Below are 14,864 nucleotides of genomic sequence, written 5' to 3'. Positions count from 1 at the left end.
CCCCCCCCCCCCCCGCGGGGCCCCGCCCGGGGCGGGGCGGGGCGCGTGCCCCCCCCCCCCCCCCCCCCCCCCCCCCCCACCTCCTGTTCGGCACCGGTCGGGCGGGGCGCCGCTCGTCCGCGAGCGACTGCCGCCCGACGACGGCGAGCAGCGCCAGCTTCTCCTCCGCCTCGGACCGGGGCGCGGCGGTGAGCACCAGCAGCACCTGGGTCTGGTCCTCGGTGAACAGCACCTGGCAGTCCAGCTCGATCGGGCCGACCTGCGGGTGCAGCAGCGTCTTGTGGTCCGTGAAGCGCTGCGACACCTCGTGCCGGTCCCAGATCGCGGCGAACTCGGCGCTGCGCTGCCGCAGCACACCGACCAGCTCGCCCGCGCGCGACCGTGGGCCCAGCATGCCGTGGGCCATCCGCAGCGTGGACACCAGGGCCCGGCCCTGGCGCTCACGGTCCTCGGGCGGGTAGATCTCCCGCTCGGCCGGGACCGTGAACCAGCGATAGACCTTGTTGCGGTCCCAGCCGGCCAGCCCCGACTGGTCGCCGAACAGGGCGACGGCGAGGTCGTTCGCCACGAGGGTCTCGCCGAGCACCGACATCACCAGCGCGGGGGTGTCGGAGAGCCGGTCGAGCACGCGGAGCAGGGCGGGAGCCACGTGCGGCGAGGCCGTCACCCGGTCGGGCGTCCCCCGCCCGGCCACGCGGAAGAGGTAGTCCCGCTCGTCGTCCGTCAGCCGCAGCGCCCTCGCGAGCGAGGCCAGCATCTGCTCGCTCGGCTGCGGGCCGCGCTGCTGCTCGAGGCGGGTGTAGTAGTCGGCCGACATGGCCGCGAGCGCCGCGACCTCCTCGCGGCGCAGGCCGGCGGTGCGCCGTCGCGCGCCCGCCGGGAGGCCGACGTCCCCGGGCTGCACGGCCTCGCGGCGCCGGCGCAGGAACTCGGCGAGGGCTCGACGGTCGGTGGCACGGTCCATACGACCCATCGTGCGGCGTCGTCGTGCCGAGGGCCAGCGGCGAGCCAGGGACCGCCGGTCCCCCGATGTCGGCTCCTCTCCCGCGGCCGGTCGCCGCGACGCAGGGTGGGGCCATGGACATCACGCAGAGCACCGTCTTCATCCCCGGCGCGACGAGCGGCATCGGCCTCGCGCTCGCCGTACGCCTCCAGGCCCAGGGCAGCACCGTGGTGGTCGGCGGGCGCCGCACGGCGCTCCTCGACGAGATCGCCCTCGCGCACCCCGGCATCGACACCGTCCGCATCGACACGACCGACCCCGGCAGCATCGACGCCGCACGCGACGAGGTGCTCCGCCGCCATCCGGACCTGGACGCCGTCGTCGCGATGGCGGGCGTCATGCAGCTCGAGGACTGGACGTCGCCCGACTTCCTTGCCACGGCCGAGCGGGTCGTCGAGACCAACCTGCTGGGCCCGATCCGGCTCGCGGCGGCGTTCCTGCCGCACCTGCGCACCCGGCCGGGCGCGACGCTCGTCACCGTCTCGTCCGGGCTGGCGCACGTCCCGCTGGCGCTGACCCCCACCTACAACGCGACCAAGGCCGCGATCCACCGTCTGAGCGATGGCATTCGCCTCCAGCTGGAGCCGGCGGGCGTGCGGGTGGTGGAGATCGTGCCGCCGGCGGTGCGCACGAACATCGTCGTCGGGCAGGAGGAGAGCCCCGTCGCGATGCCGCTCGACGAGTACGCGGACGAGGTGGTCTCGCTCCTGGCAGCGCAGCCCGACGCGCACGAGATCCTCGTCGAGCGCGTCAAGCCGCTCCGGTTCGCCGAGGTGTCGGGCGCCTACGACACCACCGTCGCGCGGCTCAACGCCGCACACCCGCGCCCCTCGACCCCACACCCCTCAGACCCGCACCCCTCAGACCCGCGCGCCGTGCGGGTCTGAGGGGGCGGCCCGCTCAGGGCCTCTTCTTCCTGAGGTACTTGGTCGCGACGTAGCCCTGCTGGCCCCCGACGGTGACCTTGACCCAGCCGTTGGCGGGCTTGTAGATCATGCGCACCGCCTTCCCTCTTTTCAGGGTGGCCTTGACGGAGCTGCTCGTGCTGGGCTTCGAGCGCAGCCGCAGCGAGCTCGCGTCCACATAGCGCGTCCCGAGGGACGTGAGGCTCGGCGAGACGTAGCTCGCGTGCATCCACCCGGTGGTGCCGCCGTACCGGACCTTGCGCCATACCCCGGAGCCGGCGCCCGGCTTGGCGGACATCTTCCGGTTGATGTTGACGGTCTTGAGGATCCGGTACCCGGTGCCCGGTCCGGAGCGCAGGTTGACCCGCGTCGTCGTGTAGTAGGTGCACGACCTGGGGACCGTGCGCTTGTTCGCCCAGGCCGCGCCGGCGGTGAGCGACGCGCCGTACTTCTTCATCCACGGGATCGGGTCGGTCGCGTCGCCGGAGCCCTTGTACGCGCCCTTCCAGATCTCCAGGTGCAGGTGCGGCGCGGTGGAGGTGCCGGACGAGCCCACGTCGGCGATGCGCTGCCCACGCTTGACCTTCTTGCCCTTCTTGACGTACTTGTTGCCGTCGATGACGTGGCCGTACACGGAGTAGACGCTCTTGCCGCTCACCTTGTGCTTGATGACGACGACCTGGCCGAAGCCCGGGGTCGCCCCCGCCTTGATCACTGTCCCCGGGGCGACGGCCCTGATCTTCGTCCCCTTCTTGGCGCTCATGTCCTGGCCCAGGTGGTACGTCGAGGCCGCCTTGATGGGCATGCAGCGCGGACCGAAGTAGGACGACAGCCCGTACCTGTCCTCCGGCAGGGGCAGCCTCGCCCCGTGGACGCTCGCGCTCGCGGCGCCCGGCGTCGTGAGCGCCGCGGCTGCCGGCGCCCCCGCTGTCGCGAGCGCCAGCGCGACCACCGCGCCGATCCCCGTGGTGACGAACCCTGCCCTGAACCTGCGTCGATCGGCCACGTTGCCGCTCCCCTCGCGCGCCACGGTCGACCGGTCCCCTCGCCCGCCCGTCCCGCTTCGCGCCCACGGGCACGGTATGCGCGGGCGCTGGGGCACGCACGCGCAGGCGACCCTCACCCGGGGCGCAAACCTTCCCTCTGGGGACAGAATGTGAAACTCTTTTGCCGACGAGGGTCGCTTCCCCCCGTCGCCGCCCGAACCCGGAGGACCTGCAATGGCGCACCCGTCCGCTCCCTCTCCCGCTGCCCGCCCCGCGATCGACCGACGCGGCTTCATCACCCTCGCGACGGCCGGCGTCGCCGGCTCCGCGCTGTCGGTGACCATCGGCTCGATGACACCGGCCGACGCCACACCCCTGACCCGCTCCGCCGCGTCGTCCGGAACCACGAGCCGCAAGCGCGAGCTGCGCGCGATGTGGATCGCGTCGGTCGTCAACATCGACTGGCCGTCGCGCACGGGGCTGCGCGCCGACGAGCTCAAGGCCGAGTACCTGCACTGGCTCGACGTCGCCACCGAGTTCCGGCTCAACGCCGTGTTCGTCCAGGTGCGACCCACCGCGGACGCGTTCTGGCCGAGCCCGTACGAGCCCTGGTCGCAGTACCTCACCGGCACCCAGGGCGGCGACCCCGGCTTCGACCCACTGGCCTTCATGGTCGCCGAGACCCACGCCCGCAACCTCGAGCTGCACGCCTGGTACAACCCGTACCGGGTCTCGATGCAGACCGACCCGACCCGGCTGGTGCCCGACCACCCCGCCCGCCGCCACCCCGACTGGGTGTGGGCCTACGGCGGCAAGCTGTACTTCGACCCGGGCCTGCCCGAGGCCCGCGAGCACATCTACGCCGCGATCCTGCACAGCGTCGAGCACTACGACCTCGACGGCGTGCACTTCGACGACTACTTCTACCCGTACCCCGTCGCGGGGCAGGAACTGCCCGACGCCGCCACCTACGCCGAGCACGGCGCCGGGTTCGACGACATCGACGCATGGCGCCGGAACAACGTCGACGAGTTCGTGCGGCAGATCTCCCTGCGCATCAAGGACCTCAAGCCGTGGGTCAAGTTCGGCATCAGCCCGTTCGGCATCTGGCGCAACGCGTCCACCGACCCGCGCGGCTCCGACACCGGAGGTTCGCAGTCGTACGACAACCAGTTCGCCGACACCCGCAGGTGGGTGCTCGAGGGCTGGCTCGACTACATCAACCCGCAGATCTACTGGCAGTTCGGCCTGGCCGTGGCGGACTACCTCAAGCTCGTCCCGTGGTGGGCCGACGTCGCGGCACGGTCCGGCACCCACCTCTACATCGGCGAGGCGCTCTACAAGGTCACGTCCGGGGTGTTCACGGACCCCGCCGAGATGTCGAACCACCTCACCTACTGCGCGGAGGTCACCGCCCAGGGCACGCCCGTGCACGGCAACGTCTGGTACTCGGCCAAGCACGTCCCGATGGACGTGAACGGCGCCATGACGCGGGTCCTGGCCGACCACTACGCGCACCCCGCGCTGATCCCGGCCATGCCGCACCTGCCCGCCACCGACGTCCGCGAGCCGGTGCTCACCCCCCTGCACCGCGCCGACGACGGCGTCGAGGTGCGCTGGGTGGACGCCGCCCCGCACCGCCGCCGGGCGACGTCGTTCGCGATCTACCGCGCGAGCGGCCGCCGCCGGCGCGTCGACGTGGACGACGCCACCCACCTCGTCGCGACCGTCCGGTCGTCCGGGCGCGGGCTGCAGGAGTTCACCGACACCACCGCCGTACCCGGCGAGCGCTACACCTACGTGGTCACCGCGCTCGACCGGGTGTGGAACGAGTCCGGCCCCAGCCGGGCCCGGACCCTGTAGCCCCGCCGCCCGGGAGGCGTCCCTACGATGCCTGCATGACCCCGTCGCCCCCTCCCGACCGGCTGAGCACCGCCTACCTCGACCACCTCGCCGCGGAGGCCGAGCACCGGCGCCGGTCGACGACGCTGCCCGGTGACGTGCCGTCGCTCCTGGCCGACGGCGTGGCGGACGTCGTCGAGCGCGCCGCCGAGGCGCTCGAGCCCGACCTGCGGGAGATCGTCGAGCGGCTGCACGCCGACCCGGAACCGGCGTTCGAGGAGCACCGCAGCGCCGCGGTGCTCCTCGAGGTGCTGGCGCGGCACGGGATCGACGCGGAGCTCGGCGTGCACGGCCTCCCGACGGCGTTCCGCGCCGAGCTCCGCGGCGCGGGCGCCGCCCGGGGTGCGGGCCCGGGCACCGGCGACGACGGCCCGACGATCGCCGTCTGCGCCGAGTACGACGCCCTGCCCGTCATCGGGCACGCCTGCGGGCACAACGTCATCGCCGCGGCGGGGGTCGGAGCGTTCCTCGTGCTGGCCCGGGTGATGGCCGCCGACGACGCGCCCGCCGGCCGGGTCGTGCTGCTCGGCACGCCGGCCGAGGAGGGGCGCACGGGCAAGGAGCTGCTGGCGCGCGCCGGGGCGCTCGACGACGTCGACGCGGCGATCATGGTGCACCCGTACGGGCAGGACGTCGCGGACCAGGTGTGGCTGGGCCGGCGCCTGCTCACCTGGACGTTCACCGGCCGGGCCGCGCACGCGTCGTCCGTGCCGTTCATGGGACGCAACGCGCTGGACGCGGCGAACCTCGCCTACCAGGGCATCGGCCTGCTCCGGCAGCAGATGCCGCCCGTCGACCGCGTCCACGCCACGATCGTCGAGGGCGGCACCCGGCCCAGCGTCATCACGGAGCGTGCCGTCATGCACCTGTACGCGCGCTCGAAATACCCCGACACCCTGCGCGACCTGTCGGCCCGGCTGGACGACATCGCCCGCGGCGCGGCGCTCATGACCGGCACCGAGGTGACGATCGCGTGGGACGACGGCGCCCTGCCGAGCCTGCCGGTGCGCACCAACTCCGCGCTCACGCGGCGCTGGGTGGCTGCGCAGCGGCGACGCGGCCGGGACCCGCTCGCGCCCGGGGTGGTCTCCGAGACCATCGCCGCCTCCACCGACTTCGGCAACGTGTCGTTCCGCGTGCCGGGAATCCACCCGCTCGTCCAGGTCTCGAGCCCCGACGTCGCGCTGCACACCGCGGAGTTCGCCGCCGCCGCCGGCGGGCCCGGCGCCGTCCCGGCCGCCGTCGACAGCGCCGTCGGCCTCGCGCTCGTGGCGCTCGAGTACCTGAGCGACGACGCCCTGCGCGCCGCCGTGCACGACGAGTTCACCGCCCAGGGCGGGCCGCTGGACGTGCCACGCTACTTCGACTGATCCCCGCCCGCCGCCGTCCGGCCGGTGACCGACCACGACCCGCGCGTAGCATCGACCGGGTGATCGAGACGTATCCCGCGCTCGTGCTCCTGCCACCCCTGGTGGCGATCGCGCTCGTCGTGATCACCAAGAAGGTGCTCGTGAGCCTCGGCGCCGGTGCGCTGGCCGCCGCCCTGCTCATCGCCGAGCTCGCGCCGCTGGAGACGCTACGGCTCCTCTGGGGCGCGTTCGCGGGCATCTTCTGGGTGGACGGCGCACTGAACGCCTCGAACGTCTCCATCCTGGCGTTCCTGCTGATGCTGGGGGTGACGACGGCGTTCGTCATGATGTCGGGCGGCACGCAGGCGTTCGCGGACTGGGCGATGGTGCGCATCCGCAGCCGTCGCGGTGCCCAGGTGCTGCCCGCCGTGCTCGGCATCATCATCTTCATCGACGACTACTTCAACGCCCTCGCCGTCGGGCAGGTGAGCCGCCCGGTCACCGACCGGCAGCAGGTCTCCCGCGCCAAGCTCGCGTACATCATCGACTCGACGTCGGCCCCGGTGTCGGTGCTCGCACCCATCTCGAGCTGGGGCGCGTACATCATGGGGCTGATGGTCCCGATCGTGGCAGCCGCAGGCCTCGGCCTGGGCAGCGTCGAGGCGTTCCTCGGCGCCGCCGCGGCCAACTACTACGCGATCGCCGCCCTGGTGCTGGTCTGGCTCGTGGCGCTGTTCGGCCTCGACCTGGCCCCGATGCGCCGCGAGGAACGGCGTGCCGTCACCGACGGGCGCCCCTACGCGGAAGGCACGGACCTGCCGGGCCGGCTGTCGGAGGACCTGCCCGTGCACCGTCCCGGGGCCAAGCGGGCCCTCGTCGTCCCGTTCGTGCTGCTGGTGCTCGGCGTGGTCGCCGGGATCGCGTGGACCGGCCACGTCGGCTCCGGGTCCTGGGACCCCGTCGAGGTGCTCGCCGCGACGGACTCCGCGCAGGCCCTGGTGTGGGGAGGGATCGCGGGCCTCGTCTCGGCGGCCCTGCTCTACCTGAGGTACACGGCGCCCAACCCGAGGTTCGCGGCCGGCACCTTCGGCCGGGGCTGGGTCGAGGGCGCGCGCTCGATGCTGCCCGCCATCGAGATCCTCGTGCTCGCCTGGATGCTGGCCACCCTGGTCGACGAGCTCGGCACCGGGGCGTACCTCGGGGACCTCGTCGAGGGGGCGAGCATCCCGACGGCGTGGCTGGTGCCGCTGGTCTTCGTCGTCGCGCTCGCCATGGCGTTCGCGACCGGCACGTCGTGGGGCTCGTTCGGGCTGCTGCTGCCCCTGGTGGGCGGCATCGTCGCCTCCACCAGCTCGCCCGAGCTGCTGCTGCCCGCCATGGGTGCGGTGCTGGCCGGCGCCGTCGCGGGGGACCATGCCTCACCGATCTCGGACACGACGATCCTGTCCGCCACCGGGGCCGGCTGCAACGTCATCACCCACGTGCTCACGCAGCTGCCCTACGCCGCGGTCGCGGCCGGGTGCGCGCTGCTCGGCTACGTCGCGGTCGCGCTCGGCGCCGGCACGCTCGTCGGCCTGCTGGTCACGCTCGCGGGGCTCGCGGTGTTCGCCGTCGTGGTGCGGGCGTCGACGACGCAGGTCGCCGCCGTCCAGGCGCCGGAGCCCGACGCCGCCTGAGCCCTCAGGCCTCCATCGGCAGCCCGCGGTACGACCACGCGACCATGCCGCCGTCGAGGTTGACCGCGTCGTACCCGACGGCCTCCACGAGGAACCGCGTGGCCTGCGCCGACCGCCCGCCCGAGTGGCACACGACGTAGATCTGCGTGTCCCCGTCGAGCTCGGCGCAGCGCACGGGAAGCTGGGCGAGCGGGATGTGCACCGCACCGACCGCGTGCCCGGCGTCCCACTCGTCCTGCTCGCGGACGTCCAGCAGGGTCGCGCCCGCGGGGAGCGGCGCCGCCGCGTCGAGGTCGCGCACGTCGAGGGTCGGCACATCTGGCTGCTGCGAGAACATGCCCCCAGGGTAGGCGGCCTGGCAGTATCGATCCCATGCACGAGCGCGCGGGACAGCCGGCCCAGGACTCCGACCTCATCGACGTCGACCGGGTGGTGGGGGCGTACTACGACCTCACGCCCGACCCGGACGACCCGGCCCAGCAGGTGGTGTTCGGGACGTCGGGCCACCGCGGGTCGAGCCTGGACTCCGCGTTCAACGAGGCGCACATCGCCGCGATCACGCAGGCGATCGTGGAGTACCGCGCGTCGCAGGGCACGGACGGCCCGCTGTTCATCGGCCGTGACACGCACGCGCTGTCCCTGCCCGCGTGGCAGACGGCACTCGAGGTGCTCGCCGCAGCCGGCGTCACCGTCATGGTCGACGCGCGCGACTCGTTCACTCCGACGCCCGCGGTCTCGCAGTCGATCCTCATCCACAACGGTGCGGCCACCGACGAGGGTGTGCGCGCCGAGGGCCCGGGCGCCGCGGACGGCATCGTCGTCACGCCGTCGCACAACCCGCCGCGCGACGGCGGCTTCAAGTACAACCCTCCGCACGGCGGGCCCGCGGGGTCCGAGGCGACGGGGTGGATCGCGGACCGCGCGAACGAGATCCTGCGCGCGGGCGGGCTCGCGTCGGTGCGCCGCGTCTCGCTCGAGGCGGCGCTCGACGCCGAGACGACGCACCGGCACGACTTCCTCACGACGTACGTCGACGACCTGGCGAACGTCGTCGACGTGGAGGCGATCCGCGCGGCGGGGGTGCGCATCGGCGCCGACCCGCTCGGCGGCGCGTCCGTCGAGTACTGGGGCGCGATCGCCGACCGCTACGACCTCGACCTCACCGTCGTGAACCCGCAGGTGGACCCGCGCTGGGCGTTCATGACGCTCGACTGGGACGGCAAGATCCGCATGGACTGCTCGTCGCCGTACGCGATGGCGTCGCTCGTGGAGGGCATGACCGGCGACGGCGGGCCCGCACCGTTCGACGTCGCGACGGGCAACGACGCGGATGCCGACCGGCACGGCATCGTCACGCCCGACGGCGGCCTGATGAACCCGAACCACTTCCTCGCCGTCGCCATCGACTACCTGTACGGCGGGGCGAGGCCCGCCTGGCCCGATGACGCGGCGATCGGCAAGACCCTGGTGTCGTCGGCGCTCATCGACCGGGTCGCGACGGGCCTCGGCCGGCGGCTCGTCGAGGTGCCGGTGGGCTTCAAGTGGTTCGTGCCCGGCCTGCTGACCGGCGACGTCGGGTTCGGCGGGGAGGAGTCCGCCGGGGCGTCGTTCCTGCGCCGGGACGGCCGCGTGTGGTCCACCGACAAGGACGGGCTGCTGCTGGCCCTGCTCGCGTCGGAGATCATCGCGACCACCGGTCGCACCCCGTCGGAGCACCACGCCGACCTCGTCGCCCTGCACGGCGAGTCCTGGTACGCCCGCGTGGACGCCCCGGCGTCGCGGGAGCAGAAGGCGAGGCTATCGGCGCTGTCCCCCGACCAGGTCACGTCCACGACCCTCGCGGGCCAGGAGATCACCGCGACCCTCACCGAGGCGCCGGGCAACGGCGCGAAGATCGGCGGCCTCAAGGTGACCACCGAGAACGCCTGGTTCGCCGCCCGTCCGTCCGGCACGGAAGACGTGTACAAGATCTACGCGGAGTCGTTCGTGTCCGCCGACCACCTCGCCGAGGTGCAGGCGGCGGCCAAGGAGCTGGTCGACGGCTCCCTCGGCGACGCCTGAGCGGTCCCCGCCCGGGGCTCAACCCGCCGGGTGCGCCAGCAGGTCGGCGTGCTCCGGGTGGCGCTCGACGTACTTCTTGATGAACGGGCACAGCGGCACGATCCGCCCGCCGGCGTCGCGCACCAGCCCGAGCGCGCCCGCGGCCAGCTGCGACCCGATCCCCTGGCCCTCGAACGCGGGGTCCACCTCGGTGTGCGTGAACGTCACGACGTCGCCCTCGCGCTCGTAGTACGCACCACCGACGGCGGTGCCGTCGGCGAGGCTGGCCCGGAAGACCTGCCCGGCGGGGTCGTCGACGACGGTGATCTCGGCTGCGGTGTCTGCCATGCCCCCATCCTGGCCCGTCGTGGCGCCGTTGTCCCGCCCCGGTGCGAGAATCCGGGGGTGCCGCGCAACCCGTACCTCGACGTGCTGAGCGTGCCGGGCGCCCTGCGCTTCTCCGCCGCAGGGACGCTCGCGCGCCTGCCGATGTCGATGATCGGGATCGGCACGATCCTCATGGTCCAGGGCCTGTACGGCTCGTACGCGATGGCCGGCCGGGTCTCGGCGGTGCTCGTCGTGGCCCAGGCGCTCGTGGCACCGCAGATCGCCCGCCTGGTCGACCGCACCGGCCAGGCGCGCGTCATGACCCCGATGCTCGTGCTGACGACGATCGGCCTGCTCGGCCTGGTCGTGGCCGCCGCGCTCGGCGCCCCCGAGTGGGTGCTGTGGGTCTGCGCCGCGGTGGGCGGCGCCAGCCAGGGCTCCTACGGGTCGCTCGCCCGCGCGCGCTGGTCGTACGCGCTGCCCGAGCCCCGGCGCGTGCACACCGCGTTCTCGCTCGAGTCGGCGCTGGACGAGCTGGTCTTCATCGTGGGCCCGGTGCTCGCGACCGTGCTCGCCACGAGCGTCGTGGCCTCCGGCGGCCTGCTGGTCGCGGCCGTCGTCGGCGGCGGCGGGGCGGCGTGGTTCCTCGCGCAGCGGCGCACCGAGCCGCCCGCGACCGGGCGCGTCGCGGCGTCGGACGACGCGCAGGTGGTGGCCACGGTCCAGACGCCGGAGGTGCGCGCGCTCGAGGGCAGGTCCGCGATCCGCATGCCGGGGATGCCGGTGCTCGCGGTGGTCTTCGTCGCCATGGGCGTCATGTTCGGCTCGAGCGACGTCGCGACCGTCGCCTTCGCCGACGAGCAGGGCGTCAAGGGCCGAGCCGGGCTGGTGCTGGCGTGCTTCGCGTTCGGCTCGCTCGTGTCGGGCCTCGCCTACGGCGCGAGGCACTGGGTCTCTCCCCTGTCGACCCGGTTCGTCATCGGGGCGGGCGGCATCGCCGTCGGGGTCTCGCTGTTCTTCTTCGTGCAGGACCTCGTGGCGCTGGGTGCCGTGATGTTCGTGGCCGGGTTCGCCATCGCCCCCACGCTCATCAACGGCAACGCCCTGGTGCAGGCGCTGGTCGCGCCCCACCAGCTCACCGAAGGGCTCACCTGGGTGGGCACGGCGCTCGGCGTCGGCGTCTCGCTGGGGTCGTGGCTCGCCGGGTCCGCCGTGGACGCCGTGGACTCCCACGCAGGCTTCCTCGTGACGATGTCGGGCGGCTGGCTGTGCGCACTCCTCGCGCTGGCGGCCCTGCCGAGCATGCGCCGTCGGCGCCCTCACGCCGCCCTCACGACGGTCTGAACGACGGGGCCGACCACGATGGACCCGACGACCACGACGGGCCCGGGCTACGGCTCGGGGTGGTGGGCGTCGTAGCGCCAGAAGCGGGGCTGCGAGCGCACCACGAGCCACAGCACCACCACGCACGCGAGCCCGCCCGCGACGGCGGCCCAGCCCTCGCCGAACCACGTCGCCTCCGCGCCGAGCACCATCTCGCCCAGCCGGGGGCCGCCCGCGACGACGACAATGAACACGCCCTGGAGCCGCCCACGGAGGTGGTCTGGGGTGGCGGTCTGCAGGATCGACTGCCGGAACACCGACGAGACGGCGTCCGACGCGCCCGCCGCGAGCAGCGCCAGCCCGGCCAACACGACGGCGCCCCAGCGCACCGTCGCGGGGGCGCCCGGCCTCACCAGCACGAGCACGGCACCGAATGCCGCGACGCACAGCCCCCACGACGTGATCGCCCAGACGATGATGCGTCCCTGCCAGCGCACGCGGACCAGCCCGCCGGAGAACACGCTGGCGAGGATGCCGCCGACGGCGAACCCGGCCGCCAGCACGCCCGTCGTCGTCTCGCCACCGCCCAGGTAGAGCGCGCCCGCCGCTGGCCACAGCACCCGGGGGAACGCGAGCACCATCGCCGCGAGGTCCACGAGGAACGTGGTGCGCACGTTGGGCCGCGTCGCGAGGTAGCGCAGCCCGTCCAGCACGGAGGACAGGCCGACCACGCGGCGTCGCGCGACCGGCCCCGCCCCGTCGGTACCGTCGGCGCCGCCCGTGCCGTCGACGGGCTCGGGCGGAAGATGGGGCAGCCGCCACACCGCCCACAGCGCCACCATGAAGAGCAGCGCGTCGAGCGTGTACGCCCACTCGTACCCGAGCCGGGCCACGAGGATGGCGCCCAGCAGCGGACCGCCCGTGAGTGCCACGTTCATCGACAGCGTCTGCAGCGCGTTCGCCGCGGGCATGAGCTGCGGCTCCAGCAGGCGCGGCAGGATCGCCATCCGCGCCGGGTTGTTGATCGCGAACGCCGCGGACTGCAGCGCGACGAGCCCGTAGAGCAGGTTCACCGAGCCGACGTCGAGCCAGGCCTGCGCGGCGATGCCGGCTGTCACCAGCCACAGCACGGTCGACGCAAGCAGCGACACCGTGCGCCGGTCGTAGTGGTCCACCAGCGCCCCGCCGTACAGGCCGAGCGCGACGAGCGGCACGAGCGCCGCGATGCCGAGCGTCCCGACCGCCAGCGTGGACCCGGTGAGCGCGTACACCTGCAGGCCCACCGCGACCACCGTGATCTGCGTACCGATGTTCGACACCCCGAGGCCCCACCACAGCCGGCGGTACTCCGGGGAGACCCGCAGCGGCGTGAGGTCGGCGATCAGGCGGGGCACGCCCGCCAGCGTAGGCGAGCGTGCCCCTGAGCGGCCCCGTGCCGGAGCCGTGCGCGACGCGGCCGAGCCCCCTGCGCCCTGCCCCGCCGCCGACCCCGGCCGGGGTGGGACAGGCACGGGCCGCTCCGCTCCCCAGCGACGGCCGTGCCCGCTCCACCCCGTCCGGAACCGTTCACGGCTCCGGTGGGGGGTCTGTCAGGAGGTGGAGCGCACCACCTCTCGTGCCCGACGGCGCAGCACCAGCGGCGTTCCCACCAGCACCAGGAGCAGCGCGAGCCACGTCAGCCGCAGGTCCGCTCCCGTCGCCGCGAGCGCACCGGCGGCCGACGTCTCCCACGTCGCTGCCGTGCCGGTGAGCGATCCCGCCGACGCGTCGGAGCCCGTGGCCACGAACGCGTCGGGGCCGGACCCGACGAACGCGTCAGCACCGGGGCCCGCGTCGGGGCCCGGCGTGGTGCCCGGCGTGGTGTCGCCCGGGTCCGCCGGGTCGGCGGGGTCCGCCGGAGCGGCCGTGTCGCCGTTCTCCAGCACGTCGTCCACCAGCCCGCTGTCAGCCAGCACGCCGTCCGAGACGCCCGGGAGGTCACCCGCCACGAGCGCGTCGGCCGCACCGTCGAGGTCCTCGACCACCGCCTCCACGACCTGGTCGCTCACACCGTCCTCGGGCACGTCCGACCCGACGACGTCATCGACCAGCCCCTCCTCGCCGGCCAGACCCTCCGTCCCCGTCGCGTCCGCGACGTCCTGCAGCACGGAGTCCAGACCCTGGTCCTCCAGGAGGTCGTCGACCACGCCGCCGTCATCCAGCACCGCGTCGGTCACCCCCTGCAGGTCACCCGCCACGAGCACGTCGGCCGCACCGTCGAGGTCCTCGACCACCGCCTCCACGACCTGGTCGCTCACACCGTCCTCGGGCACGTCCGACCCGACGACGTCATCGACCAGCCCGTCCGTGCCCGCCGGCGCATCCGCGCCGACAAGAGCGTCCGCGACGTCCTGGACGGCCGTCCCGGTGCCGAGCAGCTCGTCCAACGACCCGGACGTCTGCGAGATCTGCGCGACGCCGGCGTCGACGCCCTGGTCCTCCAGGACGTCGTCGAGGAGCCCCTCCGGTGCGACGACCTCGTCCACGACCTGGTCGACGTCACCCGCGGCCAGGGCTTCGACCGTCGCCTCGACGTCGTCCAGCGCCGCCTCGACCGCTCGGTCGGTGACGCCGTCCTCGGGCACGTCCGCCCCGACGACGTCGTCCACCAGCCCGTCCTCACCGACCAGCCCGTCGAGTGTGTCCTGCACGGCGGTCCCGGAGCCGGCGACGTCGTCCACGGCGGCCCCGGTCTCGGACACGGTGTCCGACACCTCCTCGACCGTCTGGTCCAGAGCCTCACCGGCGCCGGCACCGTCGGCGACGGCGTCGGCTGCGCCGTCCTCGACCGCGTCCGCAGCGCCGTCCTCGACGGCGTCGTCGACGATCCCGTCGTCGGCCACGACGTCGGCGACCACGGCCTCGACGTCACCGGCCTGCACGTCCGCGACGGTGTCGCCGACGTCCTGCGCGACGGTGTCGACCAGGTCGTCGGTCGTCGTGCCGGAGGGCTCGTCCGTCCCGGCGACGTCGTCCACCACGCCCTCGGCTCCGACGGCGGCGTCGACGACCTTCTCGACCGGCGCCGTGTCGACCTCGGGCAGGTCGACCGGGGTGTCGAGCTCGGCGTCCGAAGCCTCTTCGGTGACCTCGCTCAGATTGAGGTCGACGGACGTGTCCTCGCCGACCGTGAGGTCGACGACGGGGCGATCCACGTCGCCCTCCGCAGCATGGGCCATCCCGGCCCCGGCGACCACGAGGCCGCCCGTGACGAGCGCTGTGCGCAGCGCGCGCCGAACGTAGGTGTGCATGAGAGTTCTCCTGTCTGAGGTGGAACGGGGCGGCAGATACCGCTCCCAGCTCGTCGCGCGCGG

General features: G+C 73.8%; 12 protein-coding genes. 6 read left to right on the top strand and 6 right to left on the bottom strand.

The window, feature by feature from the left end; translation table 11 throughout:
* On the bottom strand, nt 1–964 hold a 964-nt coding region (locus LEP48_RS00890; protein ID WP_479691259.1), incomplete at its 3' end, for a helix-turn-helix transcriptional regulator.
* Between the two features lie 113 nt (nt 965–1,077).
* Here LEP48_RS00890 and LEP48_RS00885 point away from each other — a divergent pair.
* On the top strand, nt 1,078–1,890 hold the full coding sequence (locus LEP48_RS00885; RefSeq protein WP_225563630.1) for an SDR family oxidoreductase: 813 nt from the start codon (nt 1,078–1,080) through the stop codon (nt 1,888–1,890).
* Between the two features lie 13 nt (nt 1,891–1,903).
* Here the strand turns inward: LEP48_RS00885 and LEP48_RS00880 are convergent, their stop codons facing one another.
* The gene (locus LEP48_RS00880) at nt 1,904–2,914 is read right to left on the bottom strand and encodes a peptidoglycan DD-metalloendopeptidase family protein (protein ID WP_225563629.1); all 1,011 of its coding nucleotides are present in this window, start codon (nt 2,912–2,914) and stop codon (nt 1,904–1,906) included.
* Between the two features lie 214 nt (nt 2,915–3,128).
* On the opposite strand from LEP48_RS00880, the gene LEP48_RS00875 reads away from it, so the two are divergent.
* From LEP48_RS00875 to LEP48_RS00865, 3 genes are read left to right on the top strand one after another with little or no spacing between them, the layout of a single operon-like run.
* Nucleotides 3,129–4,757: a glycoside hydrolase family 10-like protein gene (locus LEP48_RS00875; RefSeq protein ID WP_225563628.1), complete on the top strand. Its 1,629-nt coding sequence runs from the start codon at nt 3,129–3,131 to the stop codon at nt 4,755–4,757.
* A gap of 35 nt (nt 4,758–4,792) precedes the next feature.
* Nucleotides 4,793–6,166: a M20 family metallopeptidase gene (locus tag LEP48_RS00870; protein ID WP_225563627.1), complete on the top strand. Its 1,374-nt coding sequence runs from the start codon at nt 4,793–4,795 to the stop codon at nt 6,164–6,166.
* Nucleotides 6,167–6,225: 59 nt separating this feature from the next.
* The gene (locus LEP48_RS00865) at nt 6,226–7,821 is read left to right on the top strand and encodes a Na+/H+ antiporter NhaC family protein (RefSeq protein WP_225563626.1); all 1,596 of its coding nucleotides are present in this window, start codon (nt 6,226–6,228) and stop codon (nt 7,819–7,821) included.
* A 4-nt stretch (nt 7,822–7,825) separates the two neighbouring features.
* Here LEP48_RS00865 and LEP48_RS00860 read toward each other — a convergent pair whose 3' ends face one another.
* Nucleotides 7,826–8,158, bottom strand: coding sequence for a rhodanese-like domain-containing protein (locus tag LEP48_RS00860; RefSeq protein ID WP_225563625.1), 333 nt, complete (start codon nt 8,156–8,158; stop codon nt 7,826–7,828).
* Nucleotides 8,159–8,193: 35 nt separating this feature from the next.
* Between LEP48_RS00860 and pgm the strand changes: the two genes are divergently transcribed.
* A complete protein-coding gene (gene pgm, locus LEP48_RS00855; RefSeq protein WP_225563624.1) occupies nt 8,194–9,882 on the top strand; it encodes a phosphoglucomutase (alpha-D-glucose-1,6-bisphosphate-dependent) in 1,689 nt (562 codons plus the stop codon).
* An 18-nt stretch (nt 9,883–9,900) separates the two neighbouring features.
* Here the strand turns inward: pgm and LEP48_RS00850 are convergent, their stop codons facing one another.
* Nucleotides 9,901–10,209 (bottom strand): GNAT family N-acetyltransferase, encoded by a 309-nt coding sequence (locus LEP48_RS00850; protein WP_225563623.1) that lies wholly within the window; start codon nt 10,207–10,209, stop codon nt 9,901–9,903.
* 57 nt (nt 10,210–10,266) lie between these two features.
* On the opposite strand from LEP48_RS00850, the gene LEP48_RS00845 reads away from it, so the two are divergent.
* Nucleotides 10,267–11,532, top strand: coding sequence for an MFS transporter (locus LEP48_RS00845; protein ID WP_225563622.1), 1,266 nt, complete (start codon nt 10,267–10,269; stop codon nt 11,530–11,532).
* A gap of 47 nt (nt 11,533–11,579) precedes the next feature.
* On the opposite strand, the gene LEP48_RS00840 is transcribed toward LEP48_RS00845, so the two are convergent.
* Both LEP48_RS00840 and LEP48_RS00835 read right to left on the bottom strand, forming a co-directional pair.
* Complete coding sequence (locus tag LEP48_RS00840; RefSeq protein WP_225563621.1) at nt 11,580–12,905, bottom strand: MFS transporter; 1,326 nt, start codon at nt 12,903–12,905, stop codon at nt 11,580–11,582.
* Nucleotides 12,906–13,100: 195 nt separating this feature from the next.
* The gene (locus tag LEP48_RS00835) at nt 13,101–14,801 is read right to left on the bottom strand and encodes a hypothetical protein (RefSeq protein ID WP_225563620.1); all 1,701 of its coding nucleotides are present in this window, start codon (nt 14,799–14,801) and stop codon (nt 13,101–13,103) included.
* Between the last annotated feature and the right edge of the window lie 63 nt (nt 14,802–14,864).

The sequence above is a fragment of the Isoptericola luteus genome (assembly GCF_020297055.1).
Classification (GTDB): Bacteria; Actinomycetota; Actinomycetes; order Actinomycetales; family Cellulomonadaceae; genus Isoptericola; species Isoptericola luteus.
The sequence above is the reverse complement of the archived record's forward strand: the minus strand, read 5'-3'. Positions and strand labels throughout refer to the sequence as shown.

Coding starts and splice junctions, on each gene's coding strand:
- LEP48_RS00885 (WP_225563630.1), top strand. CDS start 1,078: ATGGACATCACGCAGAGCACCGTCTTCATCCCCGGCGCGACGAGCGGC.
- LEP48_RS00875 (WP_225563628.1), top strand. CDS start 3,129: ATGGCGCACCCGTCCGCTCCCTCTCCCGCTGCCCGCCCCGCGATCGAC.
- LEP48_RS00870 (WP_225563627.1), top strand. CDS start 4,793: ATGACCCCGTCGCCCCCTCCCGACCGGCTGAGCACCGCCTACCTCGAC.
- LEP48_RS00860 (WP_225563625.1), bottom strand. CDS start 8,158: ATGTTCTCGCAGCAGCCAGATGTGCCGACCCTCGACGTGCGCGACCTC.
- pgm (WP_225563624.1), top strand. CDS start 8,194: ATGCACGAGCGCGCGGGACAGCCGGCCCAGGACTCCGACCTCATCGAC.
- LEP48_RS00850 (WP_225563623.1), bottom strand. CDS start 10,209: ATGGCAGACACCGCAGCCGAGATCACCGTCGTCGACGACCCCGCCGGG.
- LEP48_RS00835 (WP_225563620.1), bottom strand. CDS start 14,801: ATGCACACCTACGTTCGGCGCGCGCTGCGCACAGCGCTCGTCACGGGC.